This is a genomic window from Sphingopyxis sp. TUF1, from assembly GCF_036687315.1.
Lineage (GTDB): Bacteria > Pseudomonadota > Alphaproteobacteria > Sphingomonadales > Sphingomonadaceae > Sphingopyxis > Sphingopyxis kveilinensis.
This window is the reverse complement of the sequence record NZ_CP144683.1, coordinates 1,453,153-1,469,946: the sequence shown is the minus strand read 5'-3', so window position 1 is coordinate 1,469,946 and position 16,794 is coordinate 1,453,153. Positions and strand designations below refer to the sequence as shown.

Below are 16,794 nucleotides of genomic sequence, written 5' to 3'. Positions count from 1 at the left end.
TGAGGAAAATGGAGGGCGCCGGTCAAGGTGTCGCCGAATGATTGGAGAGAGTGATGACGATAACGAACGCGGATACCGGCGTGGCCACCGAAAATCGCGAAGGCCAGCCGGAACTGGACTATGACGCGATCGTCATCGGCGCCGGTTTTGCCGGGCTGGCGCTGATCCATTATCTGCGCGAGGCGGGTGTCAGCGTCCGCGTTTTCGACCGTGCATCCGACGTTGGCGGCACCTGGGCGTGGAACCGCTATCCGGGCGCGGCGACCGACAGCGAAAGCTATTATTACTGCCTGACCTTTTCGCCCGAGCTGCTTCAGGAATGGTCGTGGTCGAAGCGCTATCCCGGCCGCGAGGAGACCCAGAAGTACATGCGGTTCGTCGCCGACAAATGCGACATGTGGCCGCACATTCAGCTTAACACTGAAATCGTCGAGGCGGAATATCTGGAATCGCGCGGCTGCTGGCAGGTGAAGACCGGCGACGGCGACGTCTATACCTGCAAATATTTCATCAGCGGCATGGGGATGATTTCGGAGCCGATGATTCCGAACATCCCCGGCATGGACCGTTTCAAGGGACCGATTTTTCATTCGTCGCGCTGGCCGCACGAAGGGCTGGATTATACCGGCAAGAACGTCGGCATCATCGGCGCGGGTGCAACCACCGTCCAGATGTTGCCCGTCGTCGCGGAAACCGCGGGCAGCGTGACGGTGTTTCAGCGCACCCCCAATTATGTCCTGCCCGCGATGCAGAAAGACATGACTCCCGAGTGGGAGAAGGAGATCAAGGATAATTACCCGGCGATCGTGGCCAAGTGCCGCAATCATGTCTTCGGCATGGCGTTCGACAGCCCGGTCGGGCGCAATGTGATGGATACCCCGCCCGATGAGCGGCAGCGGATTTTCGAGGAGAATTGGACCGGCAGTTTCCGCTGGGTGTTCGAAACCTTTGACGACCTGCTCGCCAGCCCCGAAGCCAACCGGATCGCGGGCGACTTCATTGCCGCCAAGATGCGCGAACGGGTCAAGGATCCCGCGCTGGCCGACCTGCTGACCCCCAGCTTTGACGATTATCCATTGTTCGCCAAGCGTCCGCCGCTCGACCATGGCTATTTCGAAGCTTTTAACCGCGACAATGTGCATCTGGTCGACATCAAGAAACGCGAACCGCTGGTCGAGATCACCGAAACCGGCATCCGGACGACGCTCAACGAATATGAATTCGACATCATCGTGCTGGCGACGGGCTTCAAGGCTTACACCGGCGCGCTCGAAGCCTTTCCGATCCGCGGCGAGGGTGGCCGGACGCTGCGCGAAAAATGGCAGGTGCAATCCTCGTCGATCATGGGCGTATGCGTTGCGGGTTTCCCCAATATGTTCATTGTCACGGGCCCGCAGGCGCCGTTCGCCAACCTGCCGACCTCGATCGAACAGAATGCGATCTGGATCTCGCGCTGCATCACCAAGATGGAGAATGAAGGGTTCGACGTCTTTGAACCGCGCGAAGAGGCGGAGCGCGAATGGACCGCCGCGACTGCCAATATCCACGCCCAGACGTTGATGGCCGAAGGCGACAAGGTCAATTCGTGGATGATGGGCGCCAATCGCGACGACAAGGGTGCGCGCGTGCTGATCTATTTCGGCGGCGCGAACTTCTATTACGACGCGCTGGACCAGTCGGCGGCCGCGGGGTTTCCGGAGCTCGAGTTCAAGAAACGCGCTTAGGAGCATTGCCGCGCCGCCGCGCAGCGATACCGGAGTATCCCTTCACGTCTGCGCATAGCGGATAGACGCGGCCAGTCAGATGATCGGCGTCAGCTTTGCAAAGAGCGCGCGCCTGATGCCGATCAACCGACGCCGCCTGTGGCGCTATTTTACGGTAAAGCTGAATTCGCCTCCCATGCGGTGGGTATCGGCGCCCGCGGCGGCCCATTTGACCTCATAGGTCCCTGAAACAAGGGCGCGCTTCAGCGAGAGCGTCATCGACTTGCCGTCCTTGCCCATCATCGGCGTCACGGCAATTTTCATCGGGGCGTGATTGGTCATGCCCGGCATTCCTGTCATCACAAGCTCAACCTTTACCGTCGACGCCACGATCTTTTCGTTGAACTGGAGGCCGATTGAGGTCACCTTCGAGACGGTCGCATTCGCGCTAGGCGTCGAACCCACAAGCTTCGCATGGGCGCTTGCCGCCGTCGGGGCGAGTAGCAGCGCGAGCGCTGCCGTGGCGGCGGGAAGAATGGACTTGATCATACATGCTCCAATGTCGGGTCTGTCCTGCTAATACGCACTACGAGCGTCCGGCCCTTGGAAAATCTGGGCGTGATCGTCGGATGATTTCTGAGGGATGACGCGGCCGTGCGCGTATGACGTTTGGAAGGACTGATAGCAGAGCCCAATGGACGAACTCCGGATCTTGAACGAAGCGAAGCAGCCGACCGCGCTCGACACGCTCGATGATTGCATTCTGGCCGCGTTGTCGAGCCAGCAGCGCGAGGCGTCGGCGATGCAGCGGATGTTGGCGCTTGCCGCTTTTGTCTCGCTCGGTGGAGGGTTCGTCGCCGGTATCGCCGCCGTTCCTCCGGCGCTCGCCGCGAGTCCCATCACGCCGCTCATCGCGCCCAGTCCCTTGGCCGCGGCGGCAATGCTGGGCACGCGTTGATGACGCCGTCGCGCCGTTTACTGTTGTTCGGTCTGGTTGCTTTCGTCGCGGCGCTGGCCGGCGTGCTCGCCGGACGTTTTATCGTCGAGACGCCGCGTGTCAGCGAAACCGAGTTACACGCACGGCTTCATAGCGAGCTTGCACTCTCGCCCGCGCAGCAGGCGAAGATGGACAGGATCGAAGCGAAATTCGCGCTGCGGCGTGATGCCCTCGAACTCGACATGCGCGCCGCCAATATCCGGCTCGCGCAGGCGATCGAGGCCGAGCATGGCTATGGGCCGCGCGTCACCGAGGCGATTGACGAGACCCATCGGGTGATGGGCGAATTGCAAAAGGAAATGCTCCAGCATCTGTTCGCGATGCGGGTGGTTCTGGATCGCAAGCAGGCCGAGATGTTCGACAAGACTGTGGTCCAGGCGCTGACCGCCGATGCCCGGTGAGTCTCGACCTTACGCAATGTAGCGACCGCGAGCTCGCCGCTCTTGCCCAAGCTGGCCAGCAGCTGGCCTATCGCGAATTTCTGCGACGCTACAAAGCGCCCGTGTTTCGATTGATTCGGAACAATATCGGGGATCCCGACGAGGCGATGGATTTGACCCAGGAAACCTTTGTCGCGGGTTTTGCGGCGCTCAGCCGCTACGACACCGACCGGCCATTCCGGATCTGGATCGCGCGCATCGCGCTCAACAAGTGCCGCGACTGGGCGCGCCGGCGCACGGTGCGGTCGTTTTTCGCCCGTGCCTTGCCGCTCGAAACCGCCCAGGATGTCGCAGGTGATCGCCCGGCCCCCGACGCCGAGGCGCAGGACCGCGCCGAACTTGCGCGCGTTCGTGCCGCTATATCGCGGCTACCGCTTGGGCTGCGCGAAATTCTGATCCTGCGCGGGGTCGAGGAGCTCAGTCAGGCGGAAACAGCCGAATTGCTCGGGATAAGCGAAAAGACGGTCGAAACGCGGCTTTATCGCGCGCGCGCAAAGTTGCGGACGCTGCTCGGCGAAATGCCGTTGCGCGCAAAAGAGTAAGTGCCATCAGGCGCGACGAATTTGGTCGCGCGCGTGAGGGGCGCTCGGTTAGGCCGCGTATGACCAGTCAGACCATATGGCATCGGGAATTTTATGCAGATTGACAGGCGTCGTTTCGTAGGTGGGGCGTTGGGTGGCGGGACGGTCGCCGCGCTGGCCCCTTGGTTTCCGGCGTGGGCGCAGGCCGTGTCGCCCGGGATTGTCGCGCCCCTGCCAACGGTGTCTGGCAATGACATCAGCCTGCGCATCGCGCGGCAAACGATGCGGGTCGATGGCAAGGTCAGCCGCGCGATTGGCATCAACGGCACCGTGCCCGGGCCGCTGATCCGGCTGAAGGAGGGGCAGGCGGCGCGCCTCACCGTGATCAACGATCTCGACGAAGACAGTTCAATCCACTGGCACGGCCTGATTCTGCCGTTCCATATGGACGGCGTGCCCGGCGTCAGCTTTCCCGGCATCAAACCGCGATCGCAGTTCGTGTATGAGTTTCCCGTCGTCCAGTCGGGGACCTATTGGTATCACAGCCATTCGGGGCTGCAGGAACAGCTGGGCCACTACGGCCCGATCGTCATCGATCCCGCGGGCGCCGATCCGGTCGCGTACGACCGCGAACATGTCGTCGTGCTGTCGGACCACAGCGACCTCTCGCCCGAGGCGATCTTTCGCAAGATGAAGGTCAATCCGGGTCATTTCAACATGCAGCGCCAGACGCTGTCCGGGCTGCTTGCCGGCAAGGACCAATCGCTCAAGGACCGTGTCGAGTGGGGCGCGATGCGGATGGATCCGACCGACATCGCCGACGTCAACGGATCGACTTACCGGTTTCTGGTAAACGGATATGGTCCGCGCGACAATTGGACGGCGCTTTTCACTCCCGGCGAGCGCGTCCGGCTGCGCATCATCAACGCGTCGGCAATGACGATCTTCAATGTGCGCATTCCAGGCCTCCGCATGACGGTGGTCCAGGCCGACGGGCTCAACGTGGTGCCGACCGAGATCGACGAGTTCCAGATCGCTGTCGCTGAAACATACGACGTCATCGTGACCCCGGTCGAGGACCGCGCCTATACGCTGGTCGCCGAGGCGAACGACCGGTCCGGGATGGCGCGCGCGACGCTCGCCCCGCGCGCCGGCATGGCTGCCGAAGTGCCTCCGCTGCGCGAGCGGCCGCTGGCGACCATGAAGGACATGGGGATGGGCGCGATGTCGGGCGGCACGGCTGGCGACGCCGCCTGCACCCCCGAACATGCCGCGATGGGTCATTGCACCCTGTCCGCCGATGCCGCGCCAACGGATCATGCCGCGATGGGGCATGGCGCCGGAGGCATGGACCACAGCATGCGCGATTTCGACGTCGCACCCCAGGTCAAACGCGACCCGGGCGTCCAGACCATCTCGCCGATGCCGGTCGACCGCATGGGCGAGCCCGGCCAAGGTCTGGAAGATGTCGGGCACAAGGTGCTGACCTATCACGACCTCGTTGCGCTCGAGCGCAATCCCGACGTTCGCGCGGCGTCGCGCTCGCTCGACATCCATCTGACCGGCAACATGGAACGCTTCATGTGGTCGTTCGACGGCGTCAAAATGTCCGACCATCACGAGCCCATCCCCTTCATCGAGGGTGAGCGGGTGCGGATCAACCTCATCAACGATTCGATGATGAGCCACCCCATCCACCTGCACGGTCATTTCTTCGAACTGGTCACGGGCAAGGGCGATCGCTCGCCCCGCAAGCACACGGTCCTTGTCCAGCCCGGCGGCACCGCGAGCTTCGACTTTACCGCCGATGCGCTCGGCGACTGGGCGTTTCACTGTCACATGCTTTACCATATGCACGCAGGGATGATGCGCGTCGTCAGCGTCCGTCCGAGGGGAGACGACGCATGACCCGCGCGCGGCTTTTCCTCGCCGGCACGGCCGCGCTCGCCTTCGCCGTGCCGGCCGCGGCGCAGTCGACGGATCATTCGTCAATGCCGGGCATGACCATGCCGACCGAAGCTGAGAAACCTGCTGCCAAGCCGCACGCATCTTCGCACCCGCGAACCGAACCTACGCCGATGCCCGAGATGGATCATGGCGCCGTGGACATGAAACCCAAGGATGCCAGTTGCACGCCCGAGCATGCGGCAATGGGCCATTGCACGCCTAAGGCGGAACCGGATGCTTCGACTGCGCAAATGCCGGACATGGACGCGATGGACCATGGCACCGCCGCCCCGTCCGACCCCGACTGTCCGCCCGAACATGCCAGGATGGGCCATTGCACCCCGAAGGAGCCCACGGCGGGCACGGGCGACATGCGCGGGGCAAGCGGCACGGACCTGCCGCCGGGCGACGCCGCGGCGCCTGCGCCGCCGAGCGACTGGTACGCCGATCGCCTCTTTCCGAAGGCGGAAATGGAGCATTCGCGCCATGCGATGATGGACGAAAATGGGGCGCAGAAGATCGCCTTCATCAGTTTCAACCTCGCCGAATATCAGGCGCGCAAGGGAGATGACGGTTTTCGCTGGGACGGCGAGGCCTGGTATGGCGGCGATATCAACCGGCTGACGATCAAGAGCGAAGGCGAGGGCGTCTTTGACGAGGGGATCGAAGGGACCGAGATGCAATTGCTCTACAGCCGTGCTGTCGGCCCCTACTTCAATGCGCAGGCGGGCATTCGCCAAGATCTGGGGCCGGGGCCTGATCGCACCTATGCGACGATCGGTTTCGAGGGGCTCGCGCCCTATTGGTTCGAAGTCGAAGGCGCGCTGTTCCTGTCGCACAAGGGCGATCTGCACGGCCGGCTCGAAGGCCATTATGATCAACGCATCACGCAGAAGCTGATCCTCCAGCCGATGGTCGAAGTCAATTTCGCCTGGCAGGATGTGCCGGAAATCGGCGTCGGGTCCGGCTTGTCCGACATGGAACTCGGACTGCGTCTGCGCTACGAAGTCGTGAAGGAATTCGCGCCCTATGTTGGGGTTGAATGGGCGCGGAAGGTCGGCGACACCGCACGCTTCGCTCGCGCCGCGGGCGAGGATGCCGACAGCATGAGCCTGGTCATGGGGATCAGGACCTGGTTTTAGCTTAGCCTGAAGGGACGACGACATGGGCAAGGCGCGCTGCTGTCAACGGCGGTGCGCGCGACTCTCCTGATTCGAGGGCGGCGTCATGCATCTTGCCTGAAATGGCGAAATCGGAAAACCATCAGGGAACAGCTGCGTACGAGACTGTTTGAGACTCCGTTAAAGAGAATTTTGGTCAGCCTACGTCAAATTATTATCTCAGTATCACCTTGATTATAATTCAGTATTTGTAGTCCTCGCGTCTAAACTCCATCAGAAATACCATCAGTCGAACGAGGTTCTTGGGTAGCAACGGCGTCGCGAGACGGCTAATCGTTCAAGGATCTGAAGCTCATCAATCGCCTGAACCCAGGGGCGTCAGAATTGATGGTCCCCACGGCCGGCATTCACGCGTTCGCAGGAGCGACGTAACGATAGGCGTGCGCGTCGATCTGGCAGGTTGCCGTCCAATCCGCGCGAGATCCGCTTCACCCGATATAACCATCAATGCTGCCTATCCGAAACCGGCCAGTTCCAACTGGCTAGCAGGCGGCGGCTGTGCGCTTGATCTTGGCCGTTATCGCAGTAATTATACCCCACCCAAGACATGTAAATCACCATTATGGTTGTAATTCCGTATTTTACATCGGAATTTGACTTGATCACTTTGTGATCGAAATATAATCCCTTGATAAGATACGGATTACTTAATCTTGCTATGTCCCGATTGGGAGTGATCCATGGATCACAATTGCGTGCCTGCTCTCCAGTGGTTCCTTCCTTCGTTCACCGTCCCGTCTCCGCTACGGAAATTAATAGCTACGCGCATTGCGCAGGTGAAAACGGTGGGCTCGGGGCGCGATGAACAATAACGTCTTCGTAAATAAGCTCACGATCTGGCAGGCAACCGAACGCAGTCGCAGATGAGGGATTGTCCTATTTTCAGCCGTTTCGCTGACCAACCGGTGAACTTTTTCATGGAGTGTAAAAGTGCTTAAACGGGCAACCGGTAGTGCTGGTAGAATTCTTTGGGCTTCGCTCTGGGCCATCCTCAGTTATGTACGAAACAAATCCGGGACTTTGATCGCGTGCCCGCTGCTGATTGCGATGCCTGCCTACGCTCAAAGCGAGCTTCCGGGAGAGACGCCCACCGCCGCGCCTCGTTCCTTTTGGAAAACATTAGGAAGTTCTGACAGCTTTCCGACCCCCGATGCGGCATGTCGAAAGCAGCATGAGATTTACAATCCCAATGCGACCTATGAAGCGCCTGTTTACCGAGACTATAATACCTACGGCTGCAAGTGGAAATCCCGTCAACACGGTGGACCCCCGGATTCAAGTACGGTTTTGCCAACTATCATATCTTTATATTGTCCTTCAGGATACTCTCTTCTTCGTACCGGAGAATGTTCTCTAGTTCACGATAGTGAGCCAGAGTGCGACTGTACCGAGGAGACGCGCGCGGTAAGCGGCGGGCCTACGCCTCTCGTCGGGAATCCGATTTCGCTCGCGACAGGTTCGAAGATCGATCGCGAAGTGGATTTCGAAACGGCCGACGGGATGTTCAGGGTCGAGCGATCTTACCGAAGCTTGCAACATCAGAACCGTCGACAGGCAATCACCCCGATTCCAGGATTTGGCGCAAATTGGCACGGCGTCATACCCGGCAGGCTTGCTGTATACGGACACTATTATGAGACGGTCGAAATTCTTACCGAGAGTGGAGGGTATGATTATCTCGGCGCCGAAGATCGTACGAACCGGATGGGATATGTATATTACTCCGGATCGGGAATGAGTCGAAGAAAATTCGAAGCTGTGGCCAATCCAGGAATAATCCGGGATGACTATTTTAAAACTGGAGCGGCCATTTCCAATGGACCGGGTGAGTTTAAGCTCACGGAATCAAGCGGCACCTATACGCTTTACCGACGTGCTGAAGAATGGCAGGACGGGCTTCGTTATCTAGTGCCCACTGAAAAGGTTTTTCCGGGCGGCTATACATTGTTCTTCGATTATGAAGACAGCGGCCAGTATCCGAGCAAAGTCAGGGACAGTTTCGGACGAGAAATGCAGATCACATGGGCTGAAGCAAAATCAAAAAGCTCTGCTCTTATACCAGGTGGTGGTACTAGCGTCGTAGAATATGGAACGATACAAAATGTGATGGTCATATCACAAATTGTGCTGCCGGATACAACCAAACTAATCTATACATATAGCGATACTTCATCACTGAATCGCGTAGGTCGAGAGGATCGCTTGAGCAGGGTCAGTCGGCAGAGCGCTTCTGGAACAGAGCTCTGGGCGCGCGAGTATCTCTATGAAGATAGTGCTTATCCCTATGCATTAACCGGTATTCTGGATCAGAACGGGCAGCGCCTCTCGACATATACCTATCACGACTATGGTCTTGTCAAGAGCTCGGAGCGAGCCGGTGGGGTGGGGAAGGTTGAGGTCGACTACACGCATGTCGTGAGCGGGAGCTGGAAGACTACCTATCGAGCGGTAACCAATGCACTGGGGCGACAGGAGAACTATAAGTTCTATCGTCGATACGCCCAATCAGCGCCGCCCAACATGCCCTCAGTGCTGGTAAGCATCGATGGCCTACAAGCACCCTCGGTCCCTGCTGATCTTCAGGCATGGGGGCACGAACTTGCAAACGGCTCGCTATTCGTCCGTATCGCGAATTCGGTGACGGACCGGCGCGGTCACATGACAAGTCTTACAAATGATCATGCGGGGCTTCGTCCAACGAAAATAACAGAAGCGGCAGGGACCAGTGCGGCTCGCACCACGAATATTCAGTGGGAACCGGTGCGTGACCTTCCCACGCGCATCGATGTTCCGGGTCTTCGCACCGAGATGACCTATGGCGCGACGGGCGAATTGCTGACGCGCACCCTGACCGACACGACGACGCACAGCGTGCCCTATTCGTCGGCAGGGCAGGCCCGCACCGAAACATACATCTGGGGCGCGGGCGGGCGGCTGCAATCGATAAACGGTCCGCGGGCTCCGATTGGCTCGCAGGACGATATCATCAGCTTTGCTTATGATGGCGCAGGCAATCTGCTAACCGTTACCAATGGCCTAGGCCATGTCACGACATTCGCTGGCCATGATGCCAATGGGCGGCCGGCCTCAATGACAGATGCCAATAATGTCGAAACGCTCTTTACTTACGACACTTTGGGCCGCTTACTCACCAGTACGGTCAAACATCCGACAACCGCTTCGCTCGATGCGACGACCAGCTATGAATATGACATCGAAGGCCGCGTCACCGGAATTACCACGCCAGCGACCGAAAAGCTCAGCTTTGTCTATGATCTCGCGGGGCAGTTGCTGGAGATCGCCTCGGCCGATGGCGAGAAACAGACGTTCGCGCACGATGCGATGGGCAATGTGACTGAGCAGAAGATCGAGCGCGCGGATGGAGTCGCGCGCAGCACGATTGTGCGGACTTTCGACAGCATCGGACGCATGCTCACCGAAACGCTCGGCCCTGGCCGCACGACGACCTGGGTCTATGACAAGAATGGCAATCCGGTCCGGACAACCTCGCCGCGCAGCCATGCGACCGATATGGCCTTCGACCCTCTGAACCGCCTGGCGTCCACGGTCGCCCCCGACACCGGGACGACTGCGACCCAATATAATGCGATCGACGCGATCACCGGCTTTACCGATGCCGTATCGGTGCAAACCACATTTGTCCGGAATGGCTTCGGCGAGGTGGTACAGGAGGTGAGCCCCGATCGCGGCACCAGCATCCATTATTATGATGCCGCGGGCGATTTGACTGCGACGATCGACGGTCGGGGTCAGCGGATCGACTATACGCGCGATATTTTGGGCCGCGTTACCGCCAAAACCCCCGTCGCACGACCATCTTCGGAGGTTATCACCTATAGCTATGACGACGGCGGCGTCCCGGGCTGCGCCTGCGTCGGTCGCCTGGCGAGCATGACCGATAGCAGTGGGACGACCAGTTTCGGATACGACCATCGAGGCAATCTGACCGCCAAGGTGGAGCCGACCGGGACGCTCGGCTGGAGCTATGACCTTGCCGATCGCATTGTGCAGATGACATATCCCAGTGGGCGCGAAATTGCCTACGCGCGCGATGCCAAGGGGCGCGTAATTGAGGTAAAAACGCGCGCGAATGCGGGCGCAAACTGGACCGTGCTCGCGACTGACATCGCCTATGAACCCTTTGGCCCGATGCTGTCGGCGGATTTCGGCAATGGGTTGAAGCTGGAGCAGGATTGGGGAAGCGACCGACGACTGGCCTCGAAGCGGCTGTTCACCGCGGCGGGCGACGACGTCTGGCATGTCAGTTACGGTTATGACGGTGACGACAATATCACATCGATCACCGACCATGTGACCCCGGCGAACAGCCGCAGCTTTGGGTATGACAGCGTCGACCGGTTGAACCGGGTGGATGGCGGTACGGGCGGCTTTGCGCGCGAGGATTATGTCCACGACAAGAATGGCAATCTGCTCGGCGTCGAGCGGCGGGTGAACGCCGGCGACGCCAGCCCGGCGCAGAGCGACGTCCATGCGATCGCCAGCGGGACGAACCGACTGACCTCGGTCGTGCATGCCGCGGGGACGCGCAGTTTCACGCACGACGCGCGCGGCAACCTGATCGCCGACACGCGCCCGGCGGGCGCGGGGGTGACGCTCGGCTATGACGGCCACGCGCGACTGTCGAGCTATGCGCGCGCTGGCGCCGAGACGCAGGCGATGCTGTACAACGGGTTCGACGAGCGCGTCGGTCTGACCACGCTGCTCGGCGGCAGCGCGGTCGAGGAGCGGCGCTTTGTCTATGACGCGGGCCACCGCATCATAGGCGAATATGGCGCGACCACCGCCGACCTTCGCGCCGAATATATCTGGCTGCTGCCCGAGGTCGGTGATGGGACGGCGTTCGGCGGCGACGATGGGCTGGGCGGCTATATGCCGCTGGCGGTCGCGGTGCCCGACGGCGGCACGAGCAAGATCCTCTGGGTGCAAGGCAACCACCTCGGCACCCCGGTGATGACGACTGACGCCAGCGGCGCCGCGGTCACCCCCACCGGCCACGCCCGCATCGGGTTCCCGGGCCAGGTCGAGCAGCATGCCGATCTCTATTATAACTATTACCGCGATTATGACCCGACATTGGGACGCTATGTGCAGGCCGATCCCATCGGGCTGGGAGGAGATACGAATCCTTATGTCTATGCGCTCGGCAATCCCATGGTAAATATCGATCCCTATGGACTTGAAACACCGGGCCCAAATGGAACCAAACAGGTGCCCGGCACCAAATATCGCGTTAGAATCGACCAGCCTACCTCTGGGAGAGGACAGCCGCACGCGCACATTTATGATCCTAAGGGCAGGCCGGTTGGCGCTGTGAAGCTAGATGGAACACCAAGCCACAAGCAGGGCTTGGATGGCGTTCCTAACAGCGCACGCAAAAAGCTTATACCCTATTTGGCTAAGAAGGGCTTCAAACTATGTAAGCCATTGATTATTGGTACATTCGCGTGGAATTGGTACAATGATGGTATTGCACACGCAGCAGAGACAGCCGCTAACGATGCGTTGTGGCCATTATCCGAAGCATGGAGCGATTGATGGAACTTTTTGGTACTCCCGATAACCGGGTCGATCCCCGCGGCGGAGTAGGGCGATTGACGGAAGCGACGCTCTATCTCGATCCAACCGAAATGAAAAAATTGGCAGATTTTCTGAACAAATGCGCGAAAGAAGCGTCAACGACCGAAATTTGGGATCATGAGCATTTTGTGGACTATCTCTTGGATGCATCCTACTCTGGCCCAGACATTATTGTATACAGGAGCTAAGCTGGTCGCGGCATATCGGTGATCGAGTCAACGACGCGCCCCCACCGCGGCGCGTCACAACGGCAGCCGCGACCAACATCGCCTATGAACCCTTTGGCCCGATGCTGTCGGCGGATTTCGGCAATGGGTTGAAGCTGGAGCAGGATTGGGGGAGCGACCGACGACTGGCCTCGAAGCGGCTGTTCACCGCGGCGGGCGACGACGTCTGGCATGTCAGTTACGGTTATGACGGTGACGACAATATCACATCGATCACCGACCATGTGACCCCGGCGAACAGCCGCAGCTTTGGGTATGACAGCGTCGACCGGTTGAACCGGGTGGATGGCGGTACGGGCGGCTTTGCGCGCGAGGATTATGTCCACGACAAGAATGGCAATCTGCTCGGCGTCGAGCGGCGGGTGAACGCCGGCGACGCCAGCCCGTCGCAGAGCGACGTCCACGCCGTCGCCAGCGGGACGAACCGGCTGACCTCGGTCGCGCGCATACCGCGGGGACGCGCAGCTTCACGCACGACGCGCGCGGCAACCTGATCGCCGACACGCGCCCGGCGGGTGCAGGGGTGACGCTAGACTATGACGGCCATGCGCGGCTGGCGAGCTATGCGCGCGCGCGGGCCGAGACGCAGGCAATGCTGTACAACGGATTCGACGAGCGCATCGGGCTGACGACCACCTCGGCTCGGTCGTTGACTAGCGACTCACGGGCACGGAGGCGCCTGCATAGGGGTCGTAGACGGAAGGGCGCGGCATAGTCGGTCGTAATTGGCTTGGCGACGGGCTGGGCTCCGCCGTCGCCGGTGGCCGCGGATCAGCGCCCGCCAGGCCGGTGAGGCCCGCGGCGATCCCGCCGGCCCCGAACAGGATGAAGCATCCCAGCACCACAGTTATGCCGCGCCGAAGATCGAGCCTTCCGGACAGCATGAGCAGCCCGATCGCCGCGACCGCTATGACCGCGACGACGGTCGCGGTGCTGCCGAGCGCGGCGCCTTCGACCCACGCCACGCCTTCGGCAAGGGGACTTCCGGCGGGCGGATCGCTAAGCGTTGGGCGAAATGAATACATGAACCCTCCGATGGAATTTATCGCAAACGGTTCGCGCTCGGCGATGCAACCAGAAACACTGCCATAATGGCATCAATTACCGTGCAAGCCTTTGATTTCCGGCTGGCAGATCGATCGAGCCGACGCTAGCCTGCTATTTGGTATCAACGCAACTTTGCCGTGACGCGGGGGGATTTCGTGGAACTGAAAGTAAGAATCACCGCAGTTGCCGCTGCGCTGACGACTTTGTTTCACGCGGCCGGTGCGCAGGCGCAGGATATCGCGGACCCCGCGGGCTCGGGTGTGCTCGTCTCGGCGGTGCGCTGGCTTGAGGGGACGTTACTCGGCACGATCGCAACCGTCGTCGCGGTGATCGCCGTTGCCACGGTCGGCTTCATGATGCTCACAGGCCGGATCAACTGGCGCTATGGCGCGACGGTCATTCTCGGCTGCTTCATTCTCTTCGGTGCCGCGAGCATCGTCGCGGGCATCCAATCGACCGCCAGCTTGGGGCGCTGAGGCGTGAATGGGGTTGAGCGCGACGTGATGTTCGTGGCGCTGACGCGGCCGCAGATGTTCGCGGGCGTCACCTACAGCTATTTCGTCGCCAATGCCGTGCTCGCGACCGAGCTGTTCCTGATCTTCAAGACCGTCTGGGCGCTGGTCATTGCGCTGGTCGTCCATCTTGCGGGCGTGCTCCTGTGCCTCAAGGAGCCGCGCTTCTTTGATCTGTGGCTCGCCCGGGTCGGTCGTTGCCCGCGCGTGCGCAATTTTGCGATCTGGCGATGCAACTCCTACCGGCCCTAGCATCCTCTCCGAAAATCGTTGCAAGGGAGGCGCCTGCTGGACGCCACCTGCCGTTCAGTCACCATGTCGACGATCATACGGTCGCGACGCGCGACGGGCTCTTGATGCAGGTCATCGCCTTGCGCGGCCTGCTCTTCGAGACCGCGGACACCGAGGAGATCAACTATCGCAAGCGGCTGCGCGACGCGATGCTCCAGTCGATCGGCTCGTCGCGCTTTGCGCTCCATCATCACATCGTCCGCCGCCGTGTCGAGGCCCGGCTCGACGGCGGCTTCACCGATCGCTTTTCGGCGAAGCTTGATGTGGTATGGCAGGCGCGGCTCGGACGGCGCCAGCTCTTCGTCAACGATCTTTATCTCACGCTTGTGCGCCGCCCGTTGCAGGGCCGTATCGGCCTGCTCGATGCCGTGCGTGAACGGCTCGGCGGCGCACGCAGCGCGAGTGAAACCATTACGCACGAGCTGCGTCAGCTCGATACTGCGCGCGAGACGCTGATGGCGGCGCTCGGCAGCTATGAACCGGCGCTGCTCGGCGTGTATGAAGGCAAGGCGGGCGCCTGTTCCGAGCTGCTTGAATTCTTCTCGACGCTCTACAACGGCGAGAATCGGCCGGTCCTGCTGCCGACGCAGGACATCGGCGCCTATTTGCCCGATCGGCGCATAAGTTTCGGGCAGGAGACGGTCGAGCTCGGCCCTGCGGGCGAGGCCGGGAGCGGTTTTGTCGGCCTCGTATCGATTAAGGATTATCCGGGGCAGACGAGTCCCGGGATGTTCGACGAACTGCTGCGCCTGCCCTTCGAGCTTACCGTCGCGCAATCCTTTGGCTTCGTCGAGCGTCAGGCGGCGCTCGAGCGCATGAACCTGACGCTGCGGCGAATGCGCTCGGCGGAGGACGAGGCGCTGAGCCTGCGTGCCGACCTGTCGAACGCCAAGGACGAGGTTGCGGCGGGGCGGTCGGGGTTTGGCGAACATCATATGACGATTGCGGTTCGCGGCGCCTCGCCCGCCGAGGTCGATGCCGGGGTCGCCGAGGTGCAGGCGACGCTCGCCGATCTCGGGATCATCGCGGTGCGTGAGGATATTGCGCTCGAACCTGCCTTCTGGGCGCAGTTTCCAGGCAACTTCAAATATATTGCGCGGCGCGGCCTTGTCTCGACAGGCAATTTTGCGGGGCTTGCAAGCGGGCATAATTTTGCGATCGGGCAAGCGTCGGGCAACCATTGGGGCGATGCCGTCACCCTGTTCGAAACGACCGCAGCTGGGCCGTACTTCTTCAACTTCCATGCACGCGACCTCGGCAATTTCACGATCATCGGCCCGTCGGGGTCTGGCAAGACGGTGGCGCTCAACTTCCTGCTCGCGCAGGCGCGGCGGTTCGATCCGCGCATCGTCTTTTTCGACAAGGATCGCGGCGGCGAACTCTTCATCCGGGCGATCGGGGGTCGTTATGACGTGCTGCGCCCCGGCGCACCGTCGGGACTCAACCCGCTCCAGCTCGAAGATAATGCCACGAACCGCCAGTTCCTGATCGATTGGCTCGCGCTGCTTGCCGGCGGCGCGAGCGTCGAGGAGCTTGCCGAGATCAAGGATGCGGTCGATGCCAATTATGCGCAGCCGCCGCACCACCGCCGCCTTCGCCATATCGTCGAGTTGTTCCGCGGCGGGCATCGCCCGCGCGCCGACGACCTCTGGTCGCGCCTCAGGCCCTGGTGGGGCGACGGCGAGCGTGCGTGGCTCTTCGACAATGAAGTCGATGCGACCGATTTGTCGGCGCGTTCGGTCGGTTTCGACATGACGCAAATCCTCGATGATCCGGCGGTGCGCACCCCGGCGATGATGTATCTGTTTCACCGAGTCGAGGAGCGGCTCGACGGGAGTCCGGCGATCATCGTCGTCGACGAAGGCTGGAAGGCGCTCGACGACGATGTGTTCGTGCGCCGGATCAAGGATTGGGAAAAGACGATCCGCAAAAGGAACGGCATCGTCGGCTTCGCGACGCAGAGTGCGCAAGATGCATTGGAAAGCCGGATTGCGAGCGCGATCATCGAGCAGGCGGCGACGCAGATCTTCATGGCGAACCCCAAGGCGCGCCGCGAAGATTATGTTGAGGGCTTCGGGCTCACCCCCCATGAATATGAGCTGGTGCGCTCGCTCCCCGACAGCGCGCACTGCTTCCTCGTCAAGCACGGCCATGAAAGCGTCGTCGCGCGCCTCAACCTCTCCGGCGAGCATGAACTGCTGACGATCCTGTCGGGGCGCGAGCGCACCGTTCGCATCCTCGACGAACTGCGCGCCGAACATGGCGACGCACCCGAGGGATGGTACGACAAGCTCTTGGAGCGGGCCTGA

General features: G+C 61.0%; 14 protein-coding genes. 12 read left to right on the top strand and 2 right to left on the bottom strand.

Annotated elements, in window-relative coordinates; translation table 11 throughout:
• Positions 1-53: 53 nt before the first annotated feature.
• Positions 54-1,724, top strand: coding sequence for a flavin-containing monooxygenase (locus tag VSX77_RS06965; RefSeq protein WP_338426925.1), 1,671 nt, complete (start codon positions 54-56; stop codon positions 1,722-1,724).
• 144 nt (positions 1,725-1,868) lie between these two features.
• On the opposite strand, the gene copC is transcribed toward VSX77_RS06965, so the two are convergent.
• Complete coding sequence (copC, locus tag VSX77_RS06960; RefSeq protein WP_338426924.1) at positions 1,869-2,252, bottom strand: copper homeostasis periplasmic binding protein CopC; 384 nt, start codon at positions 2,250-2,252, stop codon at positions 1,869-1,871.
• Positions 2,253-2,397: 145 nt separating this feature from the next.
• Between copC and VSX77_RS06955 the strand changes: the two genes are divergently transcribed.
• From VSX77_RS06955 to VSX77_RS06920, 8 genes are all read left to right on the top strand, one after another.
• Complete coding sequence (locus VSX77_RS06955; RefSeq protein ID WP_338426923.1) at positions 2,398-2,661, top strand: hypothetical protein; 264 nt, start codon at positions 2,398-2,400, stop codon at positions 2,659-2,661.
• Positions 2,661-3,101 (top strand): periplasmic heavy metal sensor, encoded by a 441-nt coding sequence (locus VSX77_RS06950; protein WP_338426922.1) that lies wholly within the window; start codon positions 2,661-2,663, stop codon positions 3,099-3,101. The genes VSX77_RS06955 and VSX77_RS06950 overlap by 1 nt, the downstream gene beginning before the upstream one ends.
• On the top strand, positions 3,098-3,682 hold the full coding sequence (locus VSX77_RS06945) for an RNA polymerase sigma factor (RefSeq protein ID WP_338426921.1): 585 nt from the start codon (positions 3,098-3,100) through the stop codon (positions 3,680-3,682). The genes VSX77_RS06950 and VSX77_RS06945 overlap by 4 nt, the downstream gene beginning before the upstream one ends.
• Before the next feature lie 93 nt (positions 3,683-3,775).
• Positions 3,776-5,569 carry a copper resistance system multicopper oxidase gene (locus VSX77_RS06940; RefSeq protein WP_338426920.1) on the top strand — a complete coding sequence of 598 codons (1,794 nt, stop codon included), beginning with the start codon at positions 3,776-3,778 and terminating at the stop codon, positions 5,567-5,569.
• The gene (locus VSX77_RS06935; protein WP_338426919.1) at positions 5,566-6,750 is read left to right on the top strand and encodes a copper resistance protein B; all 1,185 of its coding nucleotides are present in this window, start codon (positions 5,566-5,568) and stop codon (positions 6,748-6,750) included. The genes VSX77_RS06940 and VSX77_RS06935 overlap by 4 nt, the downstream gene beginning before the upstream one ends.
• A gap of 1,086 nt (positions 6,751-7,836) precedes the next feature.
• Entirely contained in the window at positions 7,837-12,366 is a 4,530-nt protein-coding gene (locus VSX77_RS06930) for an RHS repeat-associated core domain-containing protein (RefSeq protein ID WP_422397310.1), read from the top strand.
• Positions 12,366-12,596, top strand: a complete 231-nt coding sequence (locus VSX77_RS06925) for a hypothetical protein (RefSeq protein ID WP_338426917.1) — start codon at positions 12,366-12,368, stop codon at positions 12,594-12,596. Before VSX77_RS06930 ends, VSX77_RS06925 begins: the two co-directional genes overlap by 1 nt.
• A 101-nt stretch (positions 12,597-12,697) precedes the next feature.
• Positions 12,698-13,129, top strand: a complete 432-nt coding sequence (locus VSX77_RS06920) for a hypothetical protein (protein ID WP_338426916.1) — start codon at positions 12,698-12,700, stop codon at positions 13,127-13,129.
• A 159-nt stretch (positions 13,130-13,288) separates the two neighbouring features.
• Here VSX77_RS06920 and VSX77_RS06915 read toward each other — a convergent pair whose 3' ends face one another.
• On the bottom strand, positions 13,289-13,660 hold the full coding sequence (locus VSX77_RS06915) for a TrbC/VirB2 family protein (RefSeq protein WP_338426915.1): 372 nt from the start codon (positions 13,658-13,660) through the stop codon (positions 13,289-13,291).
• 183 nt (positions 13,661-13,843) lie between these two features.
• Here VSX77_RS06915 and VSX77_RS06910 point away from each other — a divergent pair, with 183 nt between their 5' ends.
• Genes VSX77_RS06910 through VSX77_RS06900 form a run of 3 tightly spaced genes read left to right on the top strand, consistent with a single transcriptional unit; the run spans position 13,844 to position 16,794 of the window.
• Positions 13,844-14,158 carry a TrbC/VirB2 family protein gene (locus VSX77_RS06910; RefSeq protein WP_422397309.1) on the top strand — a complete coding sequence of 105 codons (315 nt, stop codon included), beginning with the start codon at positions 13,844-13,846 and terminating at the stop codon, positions 14,156-14,158.
• Positions 14,159-14,185: 27 nt separating this feature from the next.
• Positions 14,186-14,446: a type IV secretion system protein VirB3 gene (locus tag VSX77_RS06905; RefSeq protein WP_422397308.1), complete on the top strand. Its 261-nt coding sequence runs from the start codon at positions 14,186-14,188 to the stop codon at positions 14,444-14,446.
• Entirely contained in the window at positions 14,425-16,794 is a 2,370-nt protein-coding gene (locus tag VSX77_RS06900; RefSeq protein WP_338426913.1) for a VirB4 family type IV secretion/conjugal transfer ATPase, read from the top strand. The genes VSX77_RS06905 and VSX77_RS06900 overlap by 22 nt, the downstream gene beginning before the upstream one ends.

Coding starts and splice junctions, on each gene's coding strand:
- VSX77_RS06930 (WP_422397310.1), top strand. CDS start 7,837: ATGCCTGCCTACGCTCAAAGCGAGCTTCCGGGAGAGACGCCCACCGCC.
- VSX77_RS06955 (WP_338426923.1), top strand. CDS start 2,398: ATGGACGAACTCCGGATCTTGAACGAAGCGAAGCAGCCGACCGCGCTC.
- VSX77_RS06915 (WP_338426915.1), bottom strand. CDS start 13,660: ATGTATTCATTTCGCCCAACGCTTAGCGATCCGCCCGCCGGAAGTCCC.
- VSX77_RS06925 (WP_338426917.1), top strand. CDS start 12,366: ATGGAACTTTTTGGTACTCCCGATAACCGGGTCGATCCCCGCGGCGGA.
- VSX77_RS06920 (WP_338426916.1), top strand. CDS start 12,698: ATGCTGTCGGCGGATTTCGGCAATGGGTTGAAGCTGGAGCAGGATTGG.
- copC (WP_338426924.1), bottom strand. CDS start 2,252: ATGATCAAGTCCATTCTTCCCGCCGCCACGGCAGCGCTCGCGCTGCTA.
- VSX77_RS06940 (WP_338426920.1), top strand. CDS start 3,776: ATGCAGATTGACAGGCGTCGTTTCGTAGGTGGGGCGTTGGGTGGCGGG.
- VSX77_RS06900 (WP_338426913.1), top strand. CDS start 14,425: ATGCAACTCCTACCGGCCCTAGCATCCTCTCCGAAAATCGTTGCAAGG.
- VSX77_RS06950 (WP_338426922.1), top strand. CDS start 2,661: ATGACGCCGTCGCGCCGTTTACTGTTGTTCGGTCTGGTTGCTTTCGTC.
- VSX77_RS06935 (WP_338426919.1), top strand. CDS start 5,566: ATGACCCGCGCGCGGCTTTTCCTCGCCGGCACGGCCGCGCTCGCCTTC.
- VSX77_RS06905 (WP_422397308.1), top strand. CDS start 14,186: ATGTTCGTGGCGCTGACGCGGCCGCAGATGTTCGCGGGCGTCACCTAC.
- VSX77_RS06965 (WP_338426925.1), top strand. CDS start 54: ATGACGATAACGAACGCGGATACCGGCGTGGCCACCGAAAATCGCGAA.